General features: G+C 47.2%; 12 protein-coding genes, 11 tRNA genes and 1 pseudogene. 23 read left to right on the plus strand and 1 reads right to left on the minus strand.

The genetic code is table 11. The features are described from left to right. The first annotated feature begins 7 nt into the window (after window positions 1–7). The 23 genes and pseudogenes from M4D81_RS23025 to M4D81_RS23130 all read left to right on the plus strand — a co-directional run bounded on the left by M4D81_RS23025 (window position 8) and on the right by M4D81_RS23130 (window position 17,353). A tRNA-Asn gene (locus M4D81_RS23025) sits at window positions 8–83 on the plus strand. Between the two features lie 3 nt (window positions 84–86). Then, a tRNA-Thr gene (locus M4D81_RS23030) sits at window positions 87–162 on the plus strand. Between the two features lie 37 nt (window positions 163–199). Next, a tRNA-Glu gene (locus M4D81_RS23035) sits at window positions 200–274 on the plus strand. A 136-nt stretch (window positions 275–410) separates the two neighbouring features. Further along, window positions 411–486 (plus strand) — tRNA-Val (locus M4D81_RS23040). A gap of 53 nt (window positions 487–539) precedes the next feature. After that, window positions 540–614: transfer RNA gene (locus M4D81_RS23045), tRNA-Gln, on the plus strand. 68 nt (window positions 615–682) lie between these two features. Beyond that, window positions 683–758 (plus strand) — tRNA-Lys (locus tag M4D81_RS23050). Window positions 759–772: 14 nt separating this feature from the next. Beyond that, a tRNA-Leu gene (locus tag M4D81_RS23055) sits at window positions 773–856 on the plus strand. A 5-nt stretch (window positions 857–861) separates the two neighbouring features. Beyond that, window positions 862–936: transfer RNA gene (locus M4D81_RS23060), tRNA-Gly, on the plus strand. Window positions 937–939: 3 nt separating this feature from the next. Continuing rightward, window positions 940–1,016 (plus strand) — tRNA-Arg (locus tag M4D81_RS23065). A 21-nt stretch (window positions 1,017–1,037) separates the two neighbouring features. Continuing rightward, a tRNA-Pro gene (locus tag M4D81_RS23070) sits at window positions 1,038–1,111 on the plus strand. A 76-nt stretch (window positions 1,112–1,187) separates the two neighbouring features. After that, a tRNA-Gly gene (locus M4D81_RS23075) sits at window positions 1,188–1,261 on the plus strand. Between the two features lie 273 nt (window positions 1,262–1,534). Continuing rightward, on the plus strand, window positions 1,535–4,321 hold the full coding sequence (gene ppc / locus M4D81_RS23080; RefSeq protein WP_071221878.1) for a phosphoenolpyruvate carboxylase: 2,787 nt from the start codon (window positions 1,535–1,537) through the stop codon (window positions 4,319–4,321). Window positions 4,322–4,564: 243 nt separating this feature from the next. Further along, window positions 4,565–5,131, plus strand: a complete 567-nt coding sequence (gene sigW, locus M4D81_RS23085) for an RNA polymerase sigma factor SigW (RefSeq protein WP_071221879.1) — start codon at window positions 4,565–4,567, stop codon at window positions 5,129–5,131. 221 nt (window positions 5,132–5,352) lie between these two features. Then, on the plus strand, window positions 5,353–5,967 hold the full coding sequence (locus M4D81_RS23090) for a zf-HC2 domain-containing protein (RefSeq protein WP_071221880.1): 615 nt from the start codon (window positions 5,353–5,355) through the stop codon (window positions 5,965–5,967). 318 nt (window positions 5,968–6,285) lie between these two features. After that, window positions 6,286–7,116, plus strand: coding sequence for a diadenylate cyclase CdaA (gene cdaA, locus M4D81_RS23095; RefSeq protein WP_071221881.1), 831 nt, complete (start codon window positions 6,286–6,288; stop codon window positions 7,114–7,116). Next, on the plus strand, window positions 7,109–8,581 hold the full coding sequence (locus M4D81_RS23100) for a CdaR family protein (RefSeq protein WP_260068168.1): 1,473 nt from the start codon (window positions 7,109–7,111) through the stop codon (window positions 8,579–8,581). The genes cdaA and M4D81_RS23100 overlap by 8 nt, the downstream gene beginning before the upstream one ends. Window positions 8,582–8,613: 32 nt before the next feature. After that, entirely contained in the window at window positions 8,614–9,954 is a 1,341-nt protein-coding gene (gene glmM / locus M4D81_RS23105; RefSeq protein ID WP_071221883.1) for a phosphoglucosamine mutase, read from the plus strand. A gap of 732 nt (window positions 9,955–10,686) precedes the next feature. Continuing rightward, the gene (gene glmS, locus M4D81_RS23110) at window positions 10,687–12,519 is read left to right on the plus strand and encodes a glutamine--fructose-6-phosphate transaminase (isomerizing) (protein WP_260068169.1); all 1,833 of its coding nucleotides are present in this window, start codon (window positions 10,687–10,689) and stop codon (window positions 12,517–12,519) included. Between the two features lie 616 nt (window positions 12,520–13,135). Next, window positions 13,136–13,350 (plus strand): annotated as a pseudogene (locus M4D81_RS23115) (GNAT family N-acetyltransferase); the annotation flags it as partial. Between the two features lie 653 nt (window positions 13,351–14,003). Further along, window positions 14,004–14,192 carry a response regulator gene (locus M4D81_RS34715; RefSeq protein ID WP_311200694.1) on the plus strand — a complete coding sequence of 63 codons (189 nt, stop codon included), beginning with the start codon at window positions 14,004–14,006 and terminating at the stop codon, window positions 14,190–14,192. Then, entirely contained in the window at window positions 14,186–14,740 is a 555-nt protein-coding gene (locus M4D81_RS23120; protein ID WP_311200695.1) for a response regulator transcription factor, read from the plus strand. The genes M4D81_RS34715 and M4D81_RS23120 overlap by 7 nt, the downstream gene beginning before the upstream one ends. Further along, complete coding sequence (locus tag M4D81_RS23125) at window positions 14,740–16,218, plus strand: HAMP domain-containing sensor histidine kinase (RefSeq protein WP_260068170.1); 1,479 nt, start codon at window positions 14,740–14,742, stop codon at window positions 16,216–16,218. The genes M4D81_RS23120 and M4D81_RS23125 overlap by 1 nt, the downstream gene beginning before the upstream one ends. A gap of 4 nt (window positions 16,219–16,222) precedes the next feature. Beyond that, window positions 16,223–17,353 (plus strand): LolA family protein, encoded by a 1,131-nt coding sequence (locus tag M4D81_RS23130; protein WP_260068171.1) that lies wholly within the window; start codon window positions 16,223–16,225, stop codon window positions 17,351–17,353. 199 nt (window positions 17,354–17,552) lie between these two features. On the opposite strand, the gene M4D81_RS23135 is transcribed toward M4D81_RS23130, so the two are convergent. Next, window positions 17,553–19,475, minus strand: coding sequence for a hypothetical protein (locus M4D81_RS23135; protein WP_260068172.1), 1,923 nt, complete (start codon window positions 19,473–19,475; stop codon window positions 17,553–17,555). Between the last annotated feature and the right edge of the window lies 1 nt (window position 19,476).

Raw genomic sequence — 19,476 nt, forward strand, 5'->3', positions numbered from 1 at the left:
GATATATTCCCTGATAGCTCAGTTGGTAGAGCACTCGACTGTTAATCGAGTTGTCACAGGTTCGAGTCCTGTTCGGGGAGCCACTTGCTTCCATAGCTCAGTAGGTAGAGTGCATCCATGGTAAGGATGAGGTCACCGGTTCGATCCCGGTTGGAAGCTCCAGATTCGTTTTTGAATTGGACATGCATTATGAAATTGCGGCCCGTTGGTCAAGGGGTTAAGACACCTCCCTTTCACGGAGGTAACAGGGGTTCGAATCCCCTACGGGTCACCACTAATTTAATTGCATCAGGGGATGAGAATCCCGTCGGTTCGTCGGAGGATGTCCTTCGTAAGCAGAGGCTTCGCAGTCCCGAACGAAGTGAGAGTATCCCCTACGGGTCACCACTACTTTTTATTCCATATTGTATGGAGGCTTAGCTCAGCTGGGAGAGCATCTGCCTTACAAGCAGAGGGTCGGGGGTTCGATCCCCTCAGCCTCCACCATTTCGTGCATGATTCTAACGAGAATCAGCTCAATAGAAGTATCTCATCGATTTTGGGGATTAGCCAAGCGGTAAGGCAACGGACTTTGACTCCGTCATGCATAGGTTCGAATCCTATATCCCCAGCCACTTTACCCCAAAAAGTGTAGTTACGCTTTGAAGGTGATTCCGAATACTTTTCGGGGGCCCTGAAATGCGAGCCATTAGCTCAGTTGGTAGAGCACCTGACTTTTAATCAGGGTGTCGAAGGTTCGAGTCCTTCATGGCTCACCATTGTTTCATCTTGTGCGCGTGTGGCGGAATTGGCAGACGCACTAGACTTAGGATCTAGCGTCTTTGACGTGGGGGTTCAAGTCCCTCCACGCGCACCATTTATGCGGACGTGGCTCAGCGGTAGAGCATCGCCTTGCCAAGGCGAGGGTCGCGGGTTCGATTCCCGTCGTCCGCTCCATTTGCGCCCTTAGCTCAGCTGGATAGAGCGTTTGACTACGAATCAAAAGGTCGGGAGTTCGAATCTCTCAGGGCGTGCCATTTTTCAAAAAAGATTAATATCGGGATGTAGCTCAGCTTGGTAGAGCACCTGGTTTGGGACCAGGGGGTCGCATGTTCAAATCGTGTCATCCCGATTTGTTTAAGAGTTAAGCCCCGCAAAAGTAATCGGATTATACTCCGAGATGTAGCATCTCTTTTGTGGGTTGATATGCGGGTGTAGTTCAATGGTAGAACTCCAGCCTTCCAAGCTGGTAGCGTGGGTTCGATTCCCATCACCCGCTCCATACATAAGCAGGACATCACCGTGTGTGATGTTTTTTTACATATTCATACGACTATCCTGCGAAGTGTTAATGTGCTAAAGAATATAGGCAGGTCAAGGTTTATAGGACTAATGTCCATGGTATATGGGTATATCAATATCATGAGTTTTGTCGATTTGGCTAATTTTTTCGCCTGGAAAATGCAGATTTTCATGCGCTTTTATTGTATGATGTTAGGAAGGCGTTACGTCCTATAGACAAACTGCTGAAACGGGTTGAGATGGGAGGAGTAGCATGACTGAACTTACAGTAACCGCAAAGAGCAATTCCAACAATCTGCTGCGGCGAGATGTACGGTTCCTTGGCAATATTCTTGGAGAAGTTCTTGTCCACCAAGGTGGCAATGAGCTTTTAGATATAGTTGAGAAAATTCGTGAAACGAGTAAATCGTTGCGATCCGTATTCTTGCCAGAATTGTTTGCAGATTTCAAAAGGATCATCAGCACATTGGAGCCCGACATTCGCCATCAGGTGATTCGCGCGTTTGCCATTTATTTTCAATTGGTTAATATCGCAGAGCAGAATCATCGCATTCGCCGCAAACGCGATTACGAGCGTTCCGCCGGGGAGAGTGTTCAACCGGGTTCCATTGAAAGTGCGGTCCAGGATTTGAAAGAGCGCAATATTACGTTTGAAGAAGTTCAAGAAATTCTCGAAAGTCTATCCCTTGAGCTGGTAATGACAGCTCATCCAACAGAAGCGATGCGTCGGGCTATTCTGGATATTCATAAACGGATAGCGGACGATGTGATGCAACTCGACAACCCGACACTGACATTCCGCGAACGAGAGCAGCTTCGGGAAAAACTACTGAATGAAGTGATTACGCTATGGCAAACCGACGAGCTTCGTGACCGTAAGCCGACGGTTCTTGATGAGGTCAGAAACGGTATGTATTATTTTCACGAGACTCTGTTTCACATTCTGCCAGAGGTTTATCAAGAACTGGAGCGCTGCCTAAGTAAATATTATCCGGGTCACCATTGGCACGTTCCAACCTATTTGCGTTTCGGTTCGTGGATCGGTGGCGATCGGGACGGAAATCCTTCAGTGACGGCGGACGTAACATGGAAAACGCTTGAAATGCAGCGGAAGCTAGCGATTCGTGAATACCAACGGATTTTGCGTGATTTCATGAAATACCTCAGCTTCAGCTCATCCATCGTGAGCGTTTCGGATGAATTGCTTCAATCCATTGAAAAAGACCGCGAGCATGTAACACTGAAGAAGATGGAAATTTGGCACAATGAGAAAGAGCCTTATCGTGTAAAACTGGTATATATGCTGGCTAAAATGAGTCATATTCTTGATGAGAACATGACGGGCAGCGAGCGTTATCAGTCCCCTGAGGAATTTATCGAGGACTTGAATATCATTGATCGAAGCTTGCGTTTCCATTTTGCTGACTATGTTGCAGACACGTATATTCAAAAACTGATTCGTCAGGCGGAGTTATTTGGCTTCCATACAGCAACGCTGGACATCAGACAGCATAGCCAAGAGCATGAAAATGCCATGGCCGAGATTCTTCGTAAAATGAATGTGACTCAGGATTATGCCCAGTTAAGTGAAGATGAGAAGATCGAGCTGCTTAATAACCTGCTTAATGATCCTCGTCCATTGACTACGCCTTATCAAGAGTATAGCGACAGTACCGAAGAATGCCTTGAAGTATATCGTACCGTATTCCGTGCGCAGCAGGAGTTCGGCGTGAAATGTATTTCAAGTTATTTGATCAGTATGTCCGAGGGCGCAAGCGACATTCTGGAAGTGATGGTATTTGCCAAAGAAGTCGGACTTTTCCGCAAGGACAATGATGGTTCTGTAATAGCTACTTTACAGGTTGCACCATTGTTTGAGACGATTGAAGACCTTCATGCCGCACCTGATATTATGCGTAAGCTCTTTAACCTGCCGATCTATCGGGAAGCGGTTAGCGCCATGAATGAGCTTCAGGAAATCATGCTGGGTTACTCCGACAGCAACAAGGACGGCGGTGCCATTACCGCGAACTGGGAGCTCCAGGTAGCACTCAAAGATATTACGGCTGTAGCCAATGAGTATGGCATCAAGGTGAAATACTTCCATGGACGCGGCGGATCGCTTGGACGCGGCGGTATGCCGCTGAACCGAAGCATTTTGGCTCAACCGGCATCAACGATTGCGGGTGGCATCAAAATCACGGAGCAAGGCGAGGTTATTTCTTCCCGTTACTCTTTGAAGGGAATTGCCTACCGCAGTTTGGACCAGGCGACTTCAGCACTTATAACGGCTTCTCTTAATGCCCGTTACCCTGAAAAAGAATCGACCGAAAAAGAGTGGGAAGAGATTTCCTCGAGCATATCGGCCGCTTCACAGAAGAAATATCAGGATCTGATCTTCCGTGATCCGGATTTCCTGAGCTTCTTCAAGGAATCCACGCCGCTTCCTGAAGTGGGAGAGCTGAATATCGGTTCACGACCATCCAAGCGTAAGAACAGTGACCGTTTTGAGGACCTCAGAGCCATTCCTTGGGTGTTTGCTTGGACCCAGAGTCGTTACCTGCTTCCGGCATGGTACGCGGCTGGTACGGGCTTACAGAGCTTCTACCAGGGCAAGGAAGAGAATATGAAGGTGCTTCAGAAGATGTACACGAGCTATCCGTTCTTTACATCACTGATCGATACCCTTCAGATGGCTCTTGCCAAGGCTGATCTGATCATCGCCAAGGAGTATTCTTTGATGACGAAGGATGATCAAGCCCGCGAGCGTATCTTCGGTCTGATTCTGGATGAGTTCAACTTGACGAAAGAGCTTGTTCTTAAGATTACGGGACAACAGGATATTCTGGATAACCAGCCGGTCTTGCAGGAATCGATTCGACTCCGTAACCCTTACGTGGATCCGCTTAGCTATTTGCAGGTTCAATTGCTTAACGAGCTGCGCGAGCTGAGAGAGCAGGAGCAGGACAATCCGGATCTGCTTCGGGAAGTATTGCTGACCATCAACGGCATTGCGGCGGGGCTTCGTAATACAGGTTGATCCGTACAGAATGACAACGTTGTTTAAAAGGGATAGTATAAGGCGAGGTTCCCTAAAGGAACCTCGTTTTTTCATCTATAGCAGCATAATCCCTGATGATTAAAGTATCGGCTGCAGCATGAATGTCTTTGATAGAGAATAGGGATTCTTTTTGAATTATTGTTGATTTTTAGAAACAGTTGAATTACGATTTGAATGATGCTTTTTAGACGTTACCCATCAGACCATTCTGGGGGAATTGTGGTGGACAATTTGGATGTAAGACTGGCGAAGCTGGCCCGAAAAGGGGACCAGAGAGCTTTTGCCGAAATCGTAGAGCTTTATAAAGACAAGATTTTTCATTTGGCTTACCGGATGCTGAGTAACCGCCATGAGGCTGAGGATGTCGTACAAGAGACTTTTTTGCGAGTATATAAAAACCTTGATCGATACGACGAGAATCAGAAGTTCTCAACTTGGATATACCGAATTGGTACAAATCTTAGCATTGATCGGCTGCGCAAGCGCAAGCCGTCTTTCTCGCTGGACGCCGAACTGAATGAAAGCGAAGGCATGGATGGCTACTCCTTGATCCCGAGCGATAATCGTACACCGGAGAGTGAAATGCTGCTATCCGAGACACAGCGTATTATTCATACGGCGATTGACGGACTTCCTGCCAAGTACAAGACAATCATGATTCTAAGGTACATTCAGGATTTATCTCTGCAGGAGATCAGCGAGATTTTGGACTTGCCTGTAACAACGATCAAAACGCGTGTACATCGTGGACGCGAATTTTTACGCAAAAAATTAGAGTACAAATTGTGAGGGGAAAACGCCTATCGCCGTTCTTTGAGGAAGAGAGATCGCGTTTAAGGGCGCTTTTTTCTTGCGGAGCCAGAAAGTTAGTCTCTGCAAATTTTTTTCTGACTATCTTTTAAAAAAATTGAAACATCCCTGATTCCGGCACGTATGAACAATAAGCAAGTCTTATGCCCCTATGGGGAAGGGACCCAGCAAAGAGATTGAATGAAAGGATTGGCTCACAAATGGATTGCAAATTAGCCGTCTCTTTGATGCATGATTATCTGGATAATGACTTGTCCGACCCACAGCAGCTGGAATTGCAGCAACATTTGCGGGATTGTGCTGACTGTCGGAATTACTTCGAGAAGCTGGAGCATACCGATATGCTTCTTTATTCCTTAACTCATCATGCGACCAAGCCATCCGATGATTTAACGGAACGTATAATGGGCATGCTGCCGCAGCCCAAGAGACAAAAAGCTTGGGTCAAATGGGTTAGGAATCATCCTGCGCTCACGGCTGCAGCTTTGTTTTTGGTTGTCATGCTCTTCAGCACAATCAGTTTTTGGAGTCAGGATACTCAGCTGGTTGTAAAGAGTGACGAATTCGAAAAGCTGGTGATTGAAGGAGATACCGTCATTATTCCTCCGGATCAAATCATCACGGGAGATATTACGGTCGAGAACGGAAAGACGAAGGTCTACGGTCAAGTGAATGGCAATGTGACCGTCATTGACGGAGAATTATTTCAGGCTTCCACCTCACATATAGCAGGTCAAGTGAAGGACATAGATCGGGCGATGGACTGGATCTGGTACAAGATCTCCACTCTGTTTACAGATGCCGCTTACCGCTAGGTGAAACCTGAAGCCTACTGAATAAAAGCGCCTCTTTTCTGTGAAAAGACGGCGCTTCTTTTGTTGATTTTATGATCTTTTTCATGGAAAGCAGAGGGCGTCCGCTTGCATCGGAAAGATTAACGTTATAACCTAGAGAGTGTAGAGTACATACTACATATATAAGTCTCATGCGTTATTAAAAAGGAAGTTCAAAAAGTCCCCGTGTGATCCGAAGGAAAATGGAGAGCTGGTTCGGTGAAATCGAATCTTAGCATTCATTTTCGAGGAACCGGATTTTTTGGGCCCGCACTTAAAGGAAATGACGGGGGTTGCTGTATGGAGTATTTCACAGATATGACCTGGGGTGAAACCATTAAAGATATCATCGATATCCTTATCGTTACTTATATAATATACCAGATGATACTGCTCGTCCGCGGGACGCGGGCGGTCCAGCTGCTCAAAGGGATTTTGGTGCTGGTGGTCATCTGGGCTCTCAGCACCTGGTTTGATCTGTATACGCTGAAGTGGCTGATGAATCAGATCTTTACATTTGGGGTGCTGGCGATCTTTATCATCTTCCAGCCGGAGCTCAGACGTGGTCTGGAGCAGCTCGGACGAGGCAAGCTGTTTGGGCGGACGGCGGATATTGACGAGGAGACCAATAAGTTAATCAGCGAAACCATTAAGGCGGTTAATTATTTGTCTCGGCGCAAAATAGGGGCTCTGATCGTCTTCGAGCGGACGACGGGCCTGAATGAATATGTAGAATCAGGAATTCCGATGAGATCGGTGATCAGCTCGGAATTGTTTATTAATATTTTTATACCGAACACGCCGCTCCATGACGGAGCTGTCATTATTCAGAACGGTCAAATTGCGGCGGCTGGCTGTTATTTACCGCTATCAGAGAATCCTTTTATCAGTAAGGAACTGGGAACAAGACACCGTGCCGCTATCGGAATCAGTGAGGTGGGTGATGCGATTTCGGTTGTCGTATCCGAGGAGACTGGGCAAGTATCGCTGGCCTTGAATGGACAGGTGGTTCGAGATATTAAGGAAGAGTCCCTCATCTCCAAATTGTATGAGGAGCTCAGGCCTGCCGCGTCCATTAAGGAGAAACGCACGTTCTTCTGGAAACGGAAGGGGGACGGCAGCAATGGATAAATGGATCAAGAACAATACGGCAAGCAAGCTCATTGCACTCGCTGTCAGTATTTTATTGTGGGCGATGGTTCATATGGACAGCGGAACGCCTGCACCGCCAACGACTTTTTATGATACCAAAGTCATTGAAGGCGTTGAGATACAGACTTATGGATTTGATGACAGCGAATATGCGTTAACAGGGATTGATAAAGACCGTGTAAATCTCGAAGTTCGGGGAAAGAAATCCAATATTTCGCTTTTGACCGACGATTATAAGGTGAAGCTTGATTTGAGCAACGTCAAAGAACCGGGTACGCACACACTTCCGCTAACGCCCTCCATCCCGAGTGGCGTGGAGATGGTATCGATGGAGCCTTCGGTTGTTACAGTGACGGTAGAGGCGAGAGTGTCGAAATCCGTGACGGTAAGTATTGGAACCAAAGGCGAGCCTGCTAAAGATTACCGGGCCGGAACACCCGTGCTGATTGACCCAAGGCAAGTCACGGTTACCCTGCCTGAATCGTCAATGGCGAATCTGGGGCAGGTCAAAGGTAATGTGGAGCTTGATGGTGCCAAAGAGAAGATTACGGAGAAACGAGTCAAGCTTACAGCATATGATAAAGAAGGCAACGCAATGGAAGATGCGGTCATTGAGCCTGCTACAGTAGCAGCTGAAGTGCCGATCGAGCCTGCTTTTGTCACCCTGCCGCTGGAGCTTCAATATACCGGACGGCTGCCGGAAGGGTTTGTCCTATCCAAGGTGGAACAGAAGGTAAAAGAAGTGAAGCTGTTTGGCAGTAAAGAGGCGCTGGCAGGAGCTGAGACCTATATCGAAGCTACGATCAATCTGGGAGAAGTTAGAAATTCGGGAACAACAGTGCTTACGGCCGACTTGACGCCGCCTGAAGGTTTTGAGAAAATCGAGCCGAGCTCTGTAACGGTGGATGTTACGGCGGTATCGCATGGTGAACGGGTGATTACGGGGATTCCGATAACGTTAAAAGGGGTTGCCACCGGCTTGGATGCTGTCATTACGGATCCAAAGACGAAGACCATATCTTTAACGCTCACCGGAGCGCCGGACTTGCTCAATAGCCTGGAGCCGACGGATATCGGAGCTGAAGCGAATGCAACCGGTTTGAAAGCCGGCGTTCACGAAATTCCGCTGCAGATCACGCTTCCTAACTTTATTAACCGTACGGATTCGGAACGTCCTGTTGTTAAGGTAGAGCTCAAGGATAACTCCAAGCCCGTGACAACGGAGCCGGACACCTCGAAGAATGAGGGAATGGAAGACAAGCCGCCTGTTCCACCAGGAACGGGATCAGGAACAGGAACAGGCAATGATCAGGAGGAGGATCCGGAGACGCCTCCTACTCATGAAGACACGGATAACTCCGGATCAGGAGAAACCCCATCACATCCGCCGGGAGACGGATCGAATGATGGGACAACGGGGTCAGAAACGTCCATTGATGGATAATAACGAAGAGTAGATAAAGGAGTATATAAAACATGGGGAAATATTTTGGTACAGATGGAGTAAGAGGAGTTGCGAATCAAGAGCTGACAGCGGAAATGGCTTACAGCATCGGTCGCTGCGGCGGTTATGTGCTCACTGGCGATAAAGAGAAGCCAACTGTCATCATCGGCATGGATACTCGCGTATCGGGGGCTATGCTGGAGTCGGCTTTGATTGCAGGCCTGCTGTCAATCGGTGCACATGTCATTCGTCTGGGTGTCGTAAGTACACCAGCGGTGGCGTATATCACAAGACTTTTGAAAGCTGATGCGGGTGTTATGATCTCGGCTTCACATAACCCTGTACAAGATAACGGCATCAAGTTCTTCGGTGGAGACGGCTTCAAGCTGTCGGATGAGACAGAGCTTAAGATTGAAGAGCTGATGGATGCGGAAACGGATAATCTGCCGCGGCCAATCGGGGCTGATTTAGGTGAATTGCTGGTTGATAACGAATCGAAGTATAAATACCTGGAATATTTGAAAACGACGGTGAATAACCGGTTTGACGGCCTGAAAATCGTACTGGACTGTGCTAATGGCGCAGCTTATGAGCTGGCTCCAAAGCTTTTCCGTGAACTGGGTGCGGATGTGATTACCATCGGTGCTGAGCCGAATGGCCTGAATATCAATGATCACTGTGGATCGACTCACCCGGAGAAACTCGTCGAGGCTGTACTCGAGCATGGCGCTGACCTCGGTCTGGCTTTTGACGGAGATGCGGATCGCCTGATTGCCATTGACGCAAAAGGCGAGGAAGTAGACGGCGATTTCATTCTGTGCATTTGCGGTGATGCCATGAACCGTGCCGGCAAGCTGAAGGCAGGCACCATCGTTTCGACCGTTATGAGTAACATCGGTTTCTATAAGGCATGTGACAGCTTGAAGCTGAAAACCGCTAAAACTGCAGTCGGTGACCGCTACGTGATGGAAGAAATGCGCCGTGGCGGATATAACCTGGGTGGAGAGCAGTCAGGACACGTGATTTTCCTGGATCACAATACAACAGGGGATGGCATTCTGACGGGAATTCAATTGGTGGATACGTTGGTAGCCTCCGGCAAGCCTCTGCATGAGCTGAAGAGCAGCATGCGCAAGTACCCGCAAGTGCTGGTTAATGTTCGTGTTGGCGATAAGAGCAAGTACCAAGGCAATACCGTTATTGAGTCTGCGATTGCTGAAGTTGAAGGCATTCTGGGGGATAATGGACGTGTCCTGGTTCGCCCATCGGGAACGGAATCCCTCATTCGCGTCATGGCCGAAGGCCCGGACAAAGAAGAGCTCGACCGTTACGTAACGCAGATTGCAGACGTGGTGAAGCGGGAATTGGCGTAAGACTAAGGGTGTATTTTTCAAGGAAAGCAGACTAATTTTTGTCAGGGCCAGTGAACTATGCGGATCCGGTTCACTGGCCTTCTGCTTTTCAATGAAGCCAGTCAATGAAAGCGCAACACCCCCTGTCCTGTCAGCAAAGAGTGTGAATTACGGCATTGCTTGAGAGGGTAGGCCATTCGATGCCATTCATGGGGTTAATTATACGCAGGGCTTGGAGCACCTAGGAAACAGCCGAGTTGCCAAAGTGATATAGCATGAATATAATAAAGGATGTCATTCAAGAATAGAAAGCGAGGATTGTGAGGTTACTTCAAGCTTCATAAGCGCCAGAGCTTGTACCTGCGCGGGGATTGGTTATTGCTACGATAGGGATAACCAAACGGCAGAACGCAAGTTGACGAGGTAGAGGTGTTCGGATTATTCGGCGGGGACCTCTCGGTTATGCACCAACCGTAAGCGAATCACGGAAAAGGAATGGGCGACCGTTCTTACAACGGATTCGCAGGTGCTTCTTATTAGGAATTATACAAAACATGAATGTGCGATTTAGAACAGGGCAGCGCGGTGGAAGAAGAGTGCATTCATGTCTGTTCAACTTAGCAGCCGAAATCATGCTGGATCTTTGAACGTTGATAATTGAATAAATCATTCTTCTTTCCTGATACCGCACAGATGCTGCCGTGTTCTATTTCCGCCTACTATTATAGGGAAATCGAACGGAGGAATCATACTATGTGTGGTATTGTCGGATATATTGGAAATCAGAAAACGCAAGCGGTGTTGATCGAGGGATTGAGAAAGCTGGAGTATCGCGGATACGATTCAGCAGGGATTGCCGTGTTTACGAATGAAGGGCTGCGTGTGGCCAAAGCGCAAGGACGTCTTGCCAATCTGGAGGAGAGACTGGAGTCTGCCCCACTCGTGGGAACTGCAGGTATCGGTCATACCCGCTGGGCTACGCATGGCCGGCCGTCGGACGTGAATTCGCATCCGCATACAGATGAAAGCCAGAAGTTCTCCGTTGTTCATAACGGGATTGTTGAGAACTATCTGGAGCTGAAGGAAGAGCTGATCAGCCAAGGACACCACTTTGTTTCGGAGACCGATACCGAAGTTATCTCCCATCTCATTGCCCGTGAATATGACGGGGATATCGTTAAGGCCGTGCAGAAGGCGATCTCTTACATGAGAGGCGCATTTGCCCTTGGCGTATTGACCGAGTATGAGCCGGATCGATTGGTGGCTGTGCGTCAAGCAAGCCCGCTCATTATTGGTCTTGGAGAAGGGGAGAACTTCATCGGTTCTGATATTCCGGCTATTTTGAAATATACCCGAAACGTATATATTCTCAACGATGGAGAGATGGCTCTGCTGACCGCAGATGCTGTCGAATTAATGACCATTGAGGGGAACTTTATTTCTCGGGAAATGATTCGTGTCGATTGGGATGCCGTTACAGCGGAAAAAGGCGGATTCGATCACTTCATGCTGAAGGAGATCCACGAGCAGCCAAAAGCATACCGGGATACCATGCTGGGCCGTGTGGATGAGAGCGGACGTAAAGTCGTTCTGCCGGAGCTGAAGCTGACACAGGAACAGATTAAGAACATTCGCAATGTTCAGATCGTCGCCTGCGGTACGGCTTACCATGCCGGACTTCTGGGACGCAGCGTGATTGAAGAGATGGTACGCATTCCGGTTGAGAATGACGTGGCGTCCGAGTATCGTTACCGTTCGCCAATCGTTACGCCAGAGACCCTGGTTATCGTTGTAAGCCAATCCGGTGAAACGGCAGATACCTTGGCAGCGCTTCGTGAAGCACAGAGCCATGGCGCTCATGTCCTGGCCATCACGAACGTAGTAGGCAGCTCGATTGCCCGTGAAGCGAACGATGTGCTTGGCACCCTGGCTGGACCGGAGATCGCCGTAGCATCTACGAAAGCCTATACTTCTCAGTTAATTGCGTTCTATCTGTTGGGTCTGTACCTGGCTCAAGTACGCGGTACGATGACCGAAGACGCTGTGGCTGAAGTGATTGCAGCGATGGAAGCACTGCCTGAACAGGTAGAGTCCATGCTGACCAACGCAGAGTCAATCAAGGGATATGCCGAGCAAATTGCGGAGCATGAGAACCTGTTCTTCATCGGCCGTGGTCAGGACTACGCCGTAGCACAAGAAGGGTCCCTGAAGCTCAAGGAGATCTCTTACATTCACTCCGAGGCCTATGCTGCTGGTGAATTGAAGCATGGTACGCTGGCCCTGATTGAAGAGGGCATTCCGGTTATTGCCTTGGCAACCCAGGAAGCGGTTATGGAGAAAACGGTGAGTAATATCAAGGAAGTGAAGGCACGCGGTGCAGAAGTGATGGCGATTACGCATGAAGAGCATGTGGCAGGCCTGCTGAAATCCGTGGATCAAGCCTTCGCCATTCCGAAGACCTTGCCGATCTTGACGGCAGCCTTGTCTGTCGTACCGTTGCAGCTGCTTGCCTACTACGCATCGCTTGCCCGTGGCAACGACGTGGATAAGCCGCGGAACCTGGCGAAGAGCGTGACGGTGGAGTAAAGGCGGGAGCCGGACGACACACGACGACCCTTGTAGAATGCAAATAAAGTTATAGCAAATTAAAGTTGTATTGAGCAATGGAAAGTCATATCAGAGTCGAGCAGATGCAGGTTATTTCCTGACATTTGCTCGGCTTTTCTTATAGAGGGGGAGTGTACAGAATCCCTAAGTTTGATATCGCCCCGGCATTGTTATTGTCTATCGAGATAAGATATTTGAGGACACTGGTTCCGCTATATTTCCTTGTTCTTACCATTTCGCAGCAACATGCGGACAAGAGATCCGCTATTACGAGTTATTTGGTGGATTAACCCGTGATTATGGTCCAATAGCAGATCCTGTGTCCGCGTGAACTCCATAATGGGCCGATTCCATCTAAATTACGGATCCTCTGTCCTCTTGATCTCCATATCGATTGTCAGCTAACCCGGATAAGCTATCCATGGCATGGAAATGAGACGTATACGGAATCCGTTACCGTGTAACTGCGTCACCTATGAAATGGGATTTTTATTTTAAAATGTAGAGGTTTTCAATTATTGAAATACAAATAACGGGGGAAAAGTTAAAATGGCAGTTACTTATTGGACAGGACCAAATCTTATATTACGAGCGATTCGATCTGAAGATGTTGTTATTTGAATCATATAGAGGCAAAGGATATGCCACAGAAATGATTTTGATGGGTCTTCGCTTCTTCTTTTTGGAACTTTCTTATCAAAAATTAAATACAACGGACTAAGGAATATCATTTTCACTTAAGGTGCCTATTATGATGGTATTTGTTATGGGATGACAAGAGAAGAATTTGAACTGAATTATGCAGAATAACACTTGTGAAAAATAAAATAGAAGTCAATGCATAATTCGGATTATGTAGCAACACGATTAGGAAATGATCAACCTTTATTCCAAACGAACACTCTTTTCTGGTGACAATAAAGTTAGCATTATTACAATAGAGTTGGTATCAGAAGATATAAATGTCAAACGGCTACTCTGTTTTAAAATGAAATTAGGATCACCTAGAATTACATCAAAACATTAATAACTAATGGCTTCGCCCTTTATTTTAGAGAGCGAAGCCATTAGTCGTTTTTAGGGATTTACCGGACGGCTCGCTATAGGCCGTCTTATGGAAACCAAAATGGAGAAGGGAAAAAATACCGGAAAAACATTGCTTGTAAATCTATGTATTCGTTGAAATCCCTACAAAATGGGCCATCCGATACGAATATAATAATATCAAGGATGTATAGTAGATTTTGTTCCTTTCTAACCCCAACCTGCAGCTTCGCTGGCGAAACTGCAGGTTGGCCCAGTATACTTAAATAACAATACTGTCTTCCAAAGCCGCGAAAAAAGCGGTTTTTTGATTTGATCAAGATATTTATGAATCAATTGTTCGATTTATAAAGAATTTATTAACTTTTCAAACCCACCAGTAAATCGAACTAGAATGGATAGCAAGGGGAGGATAAAGCATGGAGCAGAAGAACAGCCATGAATATCAAGAACATAAGGGCAATCTGTTAATCGTTGAGGATGATTCCGGAATTGGTAGGGTCGTGAGAGATCATTTGCGCCGTGAGAATTATGCGGTCCGTGGGCAACAACAGGGCTGGAATGCTGGGAGGATTTCTGCAATGGAGAATATGATCTCGTCTTGGTAGATCTGATGCTGCCGGAAATGGACGGCTTTACACTGAGCAAAAACATTCGGTTGAAAAGCGAAGTTCCCTTGCTGATCATGAGTGCGAGGAGTGAAGACGAGAGCAAAATCCAAGCATTTGGACTCGGAGCGGATGATTATATCACCAAGCCCTTTAGCTTGACTGAGCTTACTTTAAGGGTGGAGGCCCACCTGAAGAAATTCCGGAAATACCAAGGGAGCGAGGAAGGGAAATCTCACCTGTTATGCTATCGGGGTGGACTTACCGTTGATCCGGTTTTGAAACAGGCTATGTATGGAAATGAATTGCTGGCACTTACAAGTAAGGAGTGGTCACTGCTACTGTTGCTTTCCACCCATCCGGGGCGTCATTTTAGTAAAAGCGAGCTATATGAACATGTTTGGCAGCAAAAAGTGGTGGACGGCGGGAATACGGTCACTGTGCATATTAAGAGCCTGAGGGCGAAGCTTAAAGAAAATATACGAACACCCCGATATATTCAAACGGTGTGGGGCAGCGGTTATCGTTTTATCGGTGAGTTCTTATAATGAAGCTTAGGACATGGTTGCTTATTGCTTTTCTAGTGCTCATGCTGCTCCCCCTCGCAGCCGGAATCATGCTGTACCAGCTTATTGGGAAACTGGATGAGCAACGCTCGTTCGCCGATTATATGTCAGCTTCGAAGGAGATATCTGCAGCAGAGACATATTTGCAAAAACCTGAACTCTATCATTTCAATTCTACCCGGGACGAGCGCGAATTGAACGCATTGACGAGTGATGCTTTAAAGATTGAATTATTTAGCCCAAACGGCGTGCTTATTTACTCATCGATGATTGACAGTCAGTATACGGAATTTGTTCAAACCACTGAGAGTCTGTACGCAAAATTGTACCAGACGCAAATCAATCCGCGAAGTTATGTGATGAAAAAACCCGTGTTCGTTGATGGTGAGATCGCAGGAATATACCGGATCACGCTGGCCAGGAATGAGTGGAAAGAAGGAGTAAGACATCGGAGTCTATGGGTAGCTGGCTTACTGTGCCTGTTTATAACGGCTTTGTTTATCATCGTTCTGTTGTTCACCCGGCGTAAGTTGATCTTACCGATGCGTATGCTGACAAAACAAATGAGAGCTTTTGCCTTAGGGGAACCGGTGCCTGAGTCTGTATACCGAGGCGGTGGTGAGATGGAAGAGCTTATGAATCACTTTGTGGAAATGAGAAAGACAATCGAAGCTTCGCGTGAAAAGCTTTCAAAGCAGCAGGAAGAGAAAGCTTTCATGACAGCTGCTCTGTCCCATGATTTAAAAACACCGCTCACTTCCATTCGGGCCTATGCTGAAGAGCTCGGTAATTTAAAGTTAACAAGAGAGGAAAGTCAGGAATACCTTGCGCTCATGATCGGACAGGCCGACAGGATGAGGCATATGTTGGATGATTTGAATTTATATGCTTCCTTGGAATCCAAAATAACAAAGGAAATGCACGTTAAGGTGGACAGTGCGGAATTCATGGAAATGCTGCTGGAGGGGTATGAACCTCTCGCATCGGTTAAAAACATACATTTGGAATCAACTCTTACAGTTAGCGGTGAATTAGAATTAAATCCTCAACTGATGATGCGGATGATGGATAACCTGATCTCCAATGCTATCCGGTATACGCCAGAGGGAGGAAAGCTTTACCTTGGCGCAGTATCCACTTGTTTTGAGATTCCGGAGTGGGTATTCCCACCGTTTAAATCTGTTGTGCATCAGCACTTCAATCAAGAAAAAGCGAAAATTCTGTTGTTGATTCAGAACGATGGAGAGCACATCCCCATGGAAATTCAGGCGATGCTGTACGAACCTTTCTATCAAGGGGAAACTTCCAGAAATCAAGCGGGTTCAGGCAGCTTCGGGCTTGGGTTAACCATTGCTAAAATGGCGATTGAACAACACCAAGGAACGATTATGCTTTTATCAGAGGCGCCGCACGGAACGCTCGTCATATGCGGATTGCCTATTTCAGATAAGGAGAGTTGAGAATATGATACAGACAAAGAAAAGGGTTAGAAACATATTAAAAAGAAAACAGTTGATTTTCCTTCTAGGGACATCTCTACTGTCAGGTGCACTGATGACAGGCTGTCAGACAGGAGAAGCATTGGCTTATACGGGTGAAGAAATGGTGGAAAAAGCCATTGAAGAGAATAAGAAGCCCTTCTCTTACTATGCCGAAGCTGAGATGAACCTTATCGAAGGAGATAAGAGAACGGAATCTATGTCGATTAAAGAATGGTATAACGCAGAGAACGGCAATATGCGTAACGAGATCGCTACACAGGGAAACGATCAAAGTGTGTCCGTGAATGATGGTAATCAGATCATTGTCTATGAGAAAGCCAGAAATACAGCTTATATTATGGATGCCGAGGTGGTTGGGCCCCTTAAAAGTTCTCCAAAAGAGAAAATGCTGAGCCAGCTTGAACGCATGCGGAGTACCCACTCCATTGAACCAGTGGCGAAAGAGAAGTGGCTTGGGAATGACGTATATCATATCAAGGCGACTCCGCTTGAAGAGGGTAAAAGCACGTTGATTGGTTCTCAGGAGTACTGGGTAAATGCCAAAAACTGGATGGTCGTTAAATCCAAAGTCACAACAGGAGATATCACATCTGAGTTCGCATATAAGCTGTTGGATGAATCTCCGGAATTTACTACTGATACATTTAAACTGGAGCTTCCGGAGAATGTTGAAATGATCTCAATGGAGGACTTCGGTCCGAAAGCCGTGACGGTTGAAGAGGCAGAGGCGGCTCTAGGCCACTCGTTCTTGCAGCTCCCTGCCGAACGTTTCAATCAAATATCTGTGGAAATGTTTGAAGGTAGCGGAGAGTTGGAGCGAACCGAAGTGATGATAAATTATCTGGAGGAAGGGAAGACACCTTTAAGTCTGTCCGTGTTCAAATCTCCCGAGAACGAGGATCAGGAAGAAGAGTTTGGAGAACCGGTGATCGTCAGAGGTCACAAAGGGGAATATATAAAAGAAATCGAAGTCATCAGTTGGGATGAGGAGGGCCTGAGATACAGCCTGATGGCTGCGCAACAAAGTACCCAAAATAAGGTGGATCAGCTTCTTGAATGGGCAGAACTACTGACAGACACGAGACCTGAGTAACATGTATGTAATTAAAATTGAACTATAGAGTTACGCCGTCCGATAATCAGAAACCCTGTACTTGCTCAAAGGCACAGGGTTTCTCGCATTTGGATTCATTCAAAATTTAAGGAGGGATTATCCTATAACGATTGATATCTATAATTATAACAGAAAGGCTGTGCCCCTGAAGATAAGGGACGCAGCCTTTTTGTTATACTTACTCGATCGATTCCACCTGAATGACAGGCACCTGCGTAATCTGACCGGATACGGTGCTGTCACTACTTCCGTTATGGTCTTGCTGGACATCATCCGGATTGATATCCTCGGTAGTGACGGCGTCGCTTGGATTCTCGGTTTCATCTATAGTGTCTGCCTTGTGTCCGTCAACCTGTTCGGTCTCCGGTGCAACGGGATTTGAAGTAGTGGAACTCTGGCTTCCCGGGATCTCCAGCTGCTGATACTCGCTGCTGAATGACCCGATGAGGGTCACGTTTCCCGCTGTGAAATCCAGGGCTCCTCTTAAAATGACATGGTATCCATCGCGTTCTGCAACGACTTCGCCATAGCCATCCTCCAGGATATTAACAGTGAAGCGAACCTTCTCATTCGGATACTTCTCGATATTAACGATATCGATGTCGGTATAATGAACCTGATATCCTGTGAATCCGTATTGGTCTCCCTGACGCTCGAAGATGGCGATCTCGTCTGGGCTTGCTCCTTCCAGATTGGTGACCAGCAAAGACTTATCCGGCTGGACCTGGTAGCCTTCGGCCGTGAACTGGAACAGCGGCGTCAGATTGGCATCTCTGGCTTCATACCCTGAATACAATACCAGTCCGGTCCCTGCGTCGCCCTCCACTAGGATAGCCGGATGATTCGCGGTGCTAAGCGATTCCTCGATTGAAACCTGTTGGATGGCGATGTCGGACGGGTAATCATGGTTTTGGAATAATTGCACCGTTTCATCGGCATTCAAGACCGCTAAATAGATGATATTCCCCTCATCGACTCCAATGGCATAGACCAATCCTCCAAAGCGATTCCCGCCTCCGCTTACGTAGCTGAAGCTGCCTTTGAGCCCCGCCGCTTGAAACAAACGAATCGGATCGTGGATCGTCCAGGCCAATTCGGCAGCTTGCAGTTTACCGCTCATATCCTGGTATCCCGACAGCGCATCATAGAGTGCTACCGCTTCCTCGTAGTTCTGACTTTGTACCATCCCATCAGCCGCTGCGATCCACCGATTGATCTGATTCTGAATATACGCCATGATTTCCGCGTTCTTCCGCTCGTTCCGTTCCAGGTAGTCATGATACCCCATGGCGTGCGAAGCAAAATCGGAGGGCCGCTCTCGCTGGACATCCTTTTGCAGCATGGTATACACGAGTTCATCGGTCTTGCTATTCAACCAGGCAGCCGATATTGTCCGGTTGGCATATTCGGAACCCATGGATTGCGACCAACTTAGCAGGTCGGTATACTGTCCGGCTCCTGCCAGACGAGTTAGAACCATTTCGTCATAACGCTGGAACAAACGGAGCAGCTTGTCATTCTTCTGCTTCTCTCCGCCGTAGAATGAATCGGGAATACGGAGCAAATTCCATTTGAAGCTGTTGTCGTCATACTGCTGCTCTTCAAGCAGTTCGTCGGCCTGACGGTTAAACAAACCAATGAACTGCAGGAATATCCGTTTCACATCGTCGGGGATTCCGTAAAACGCAGCAATTTCATCGTAGTAGGAAGCATAAGCTCCTTGCTGCCCCGTTAGCTTCTGCTCTGTATCAAGCAATTCAGCATACACGTTCATGAAGCCGGAGAAATCACCTGCCTCCCCGACCCGGCTCAATCGATGATCAAGCGAGGAAAGGCTCTGCTTCATGGAAGTAATGGGTTCAAGCTCTTGCAGTCTTGAGGCAAGCAGCTCCTCTTTATATAGAAGGGAGCGATTGTTTCGCGCCTTCTGATACCATTCTTCTGCCTGAACGAGCTTCTTCTGAGCATATAATAGCTCTGCTTGTGCCATCGATTCGATTTTCTGATAGATATGAATTCCCTTATATCCGATCAGCAGCAGAAGGACTATACATAAAAAAAGATACAAATTGCGCAGGGTTAGCGTGTTTTTCATCGTCATA

This window comes from Paenibacillus sp. p3-SID867, from assembly GCF_025142895.1.
Taxonomy (GTDB): domain Bacteria; phylum Bacillota; class Bacilli; order Paenibacillales; family Paenibacillaceae; genus Paenibacillus_AQ.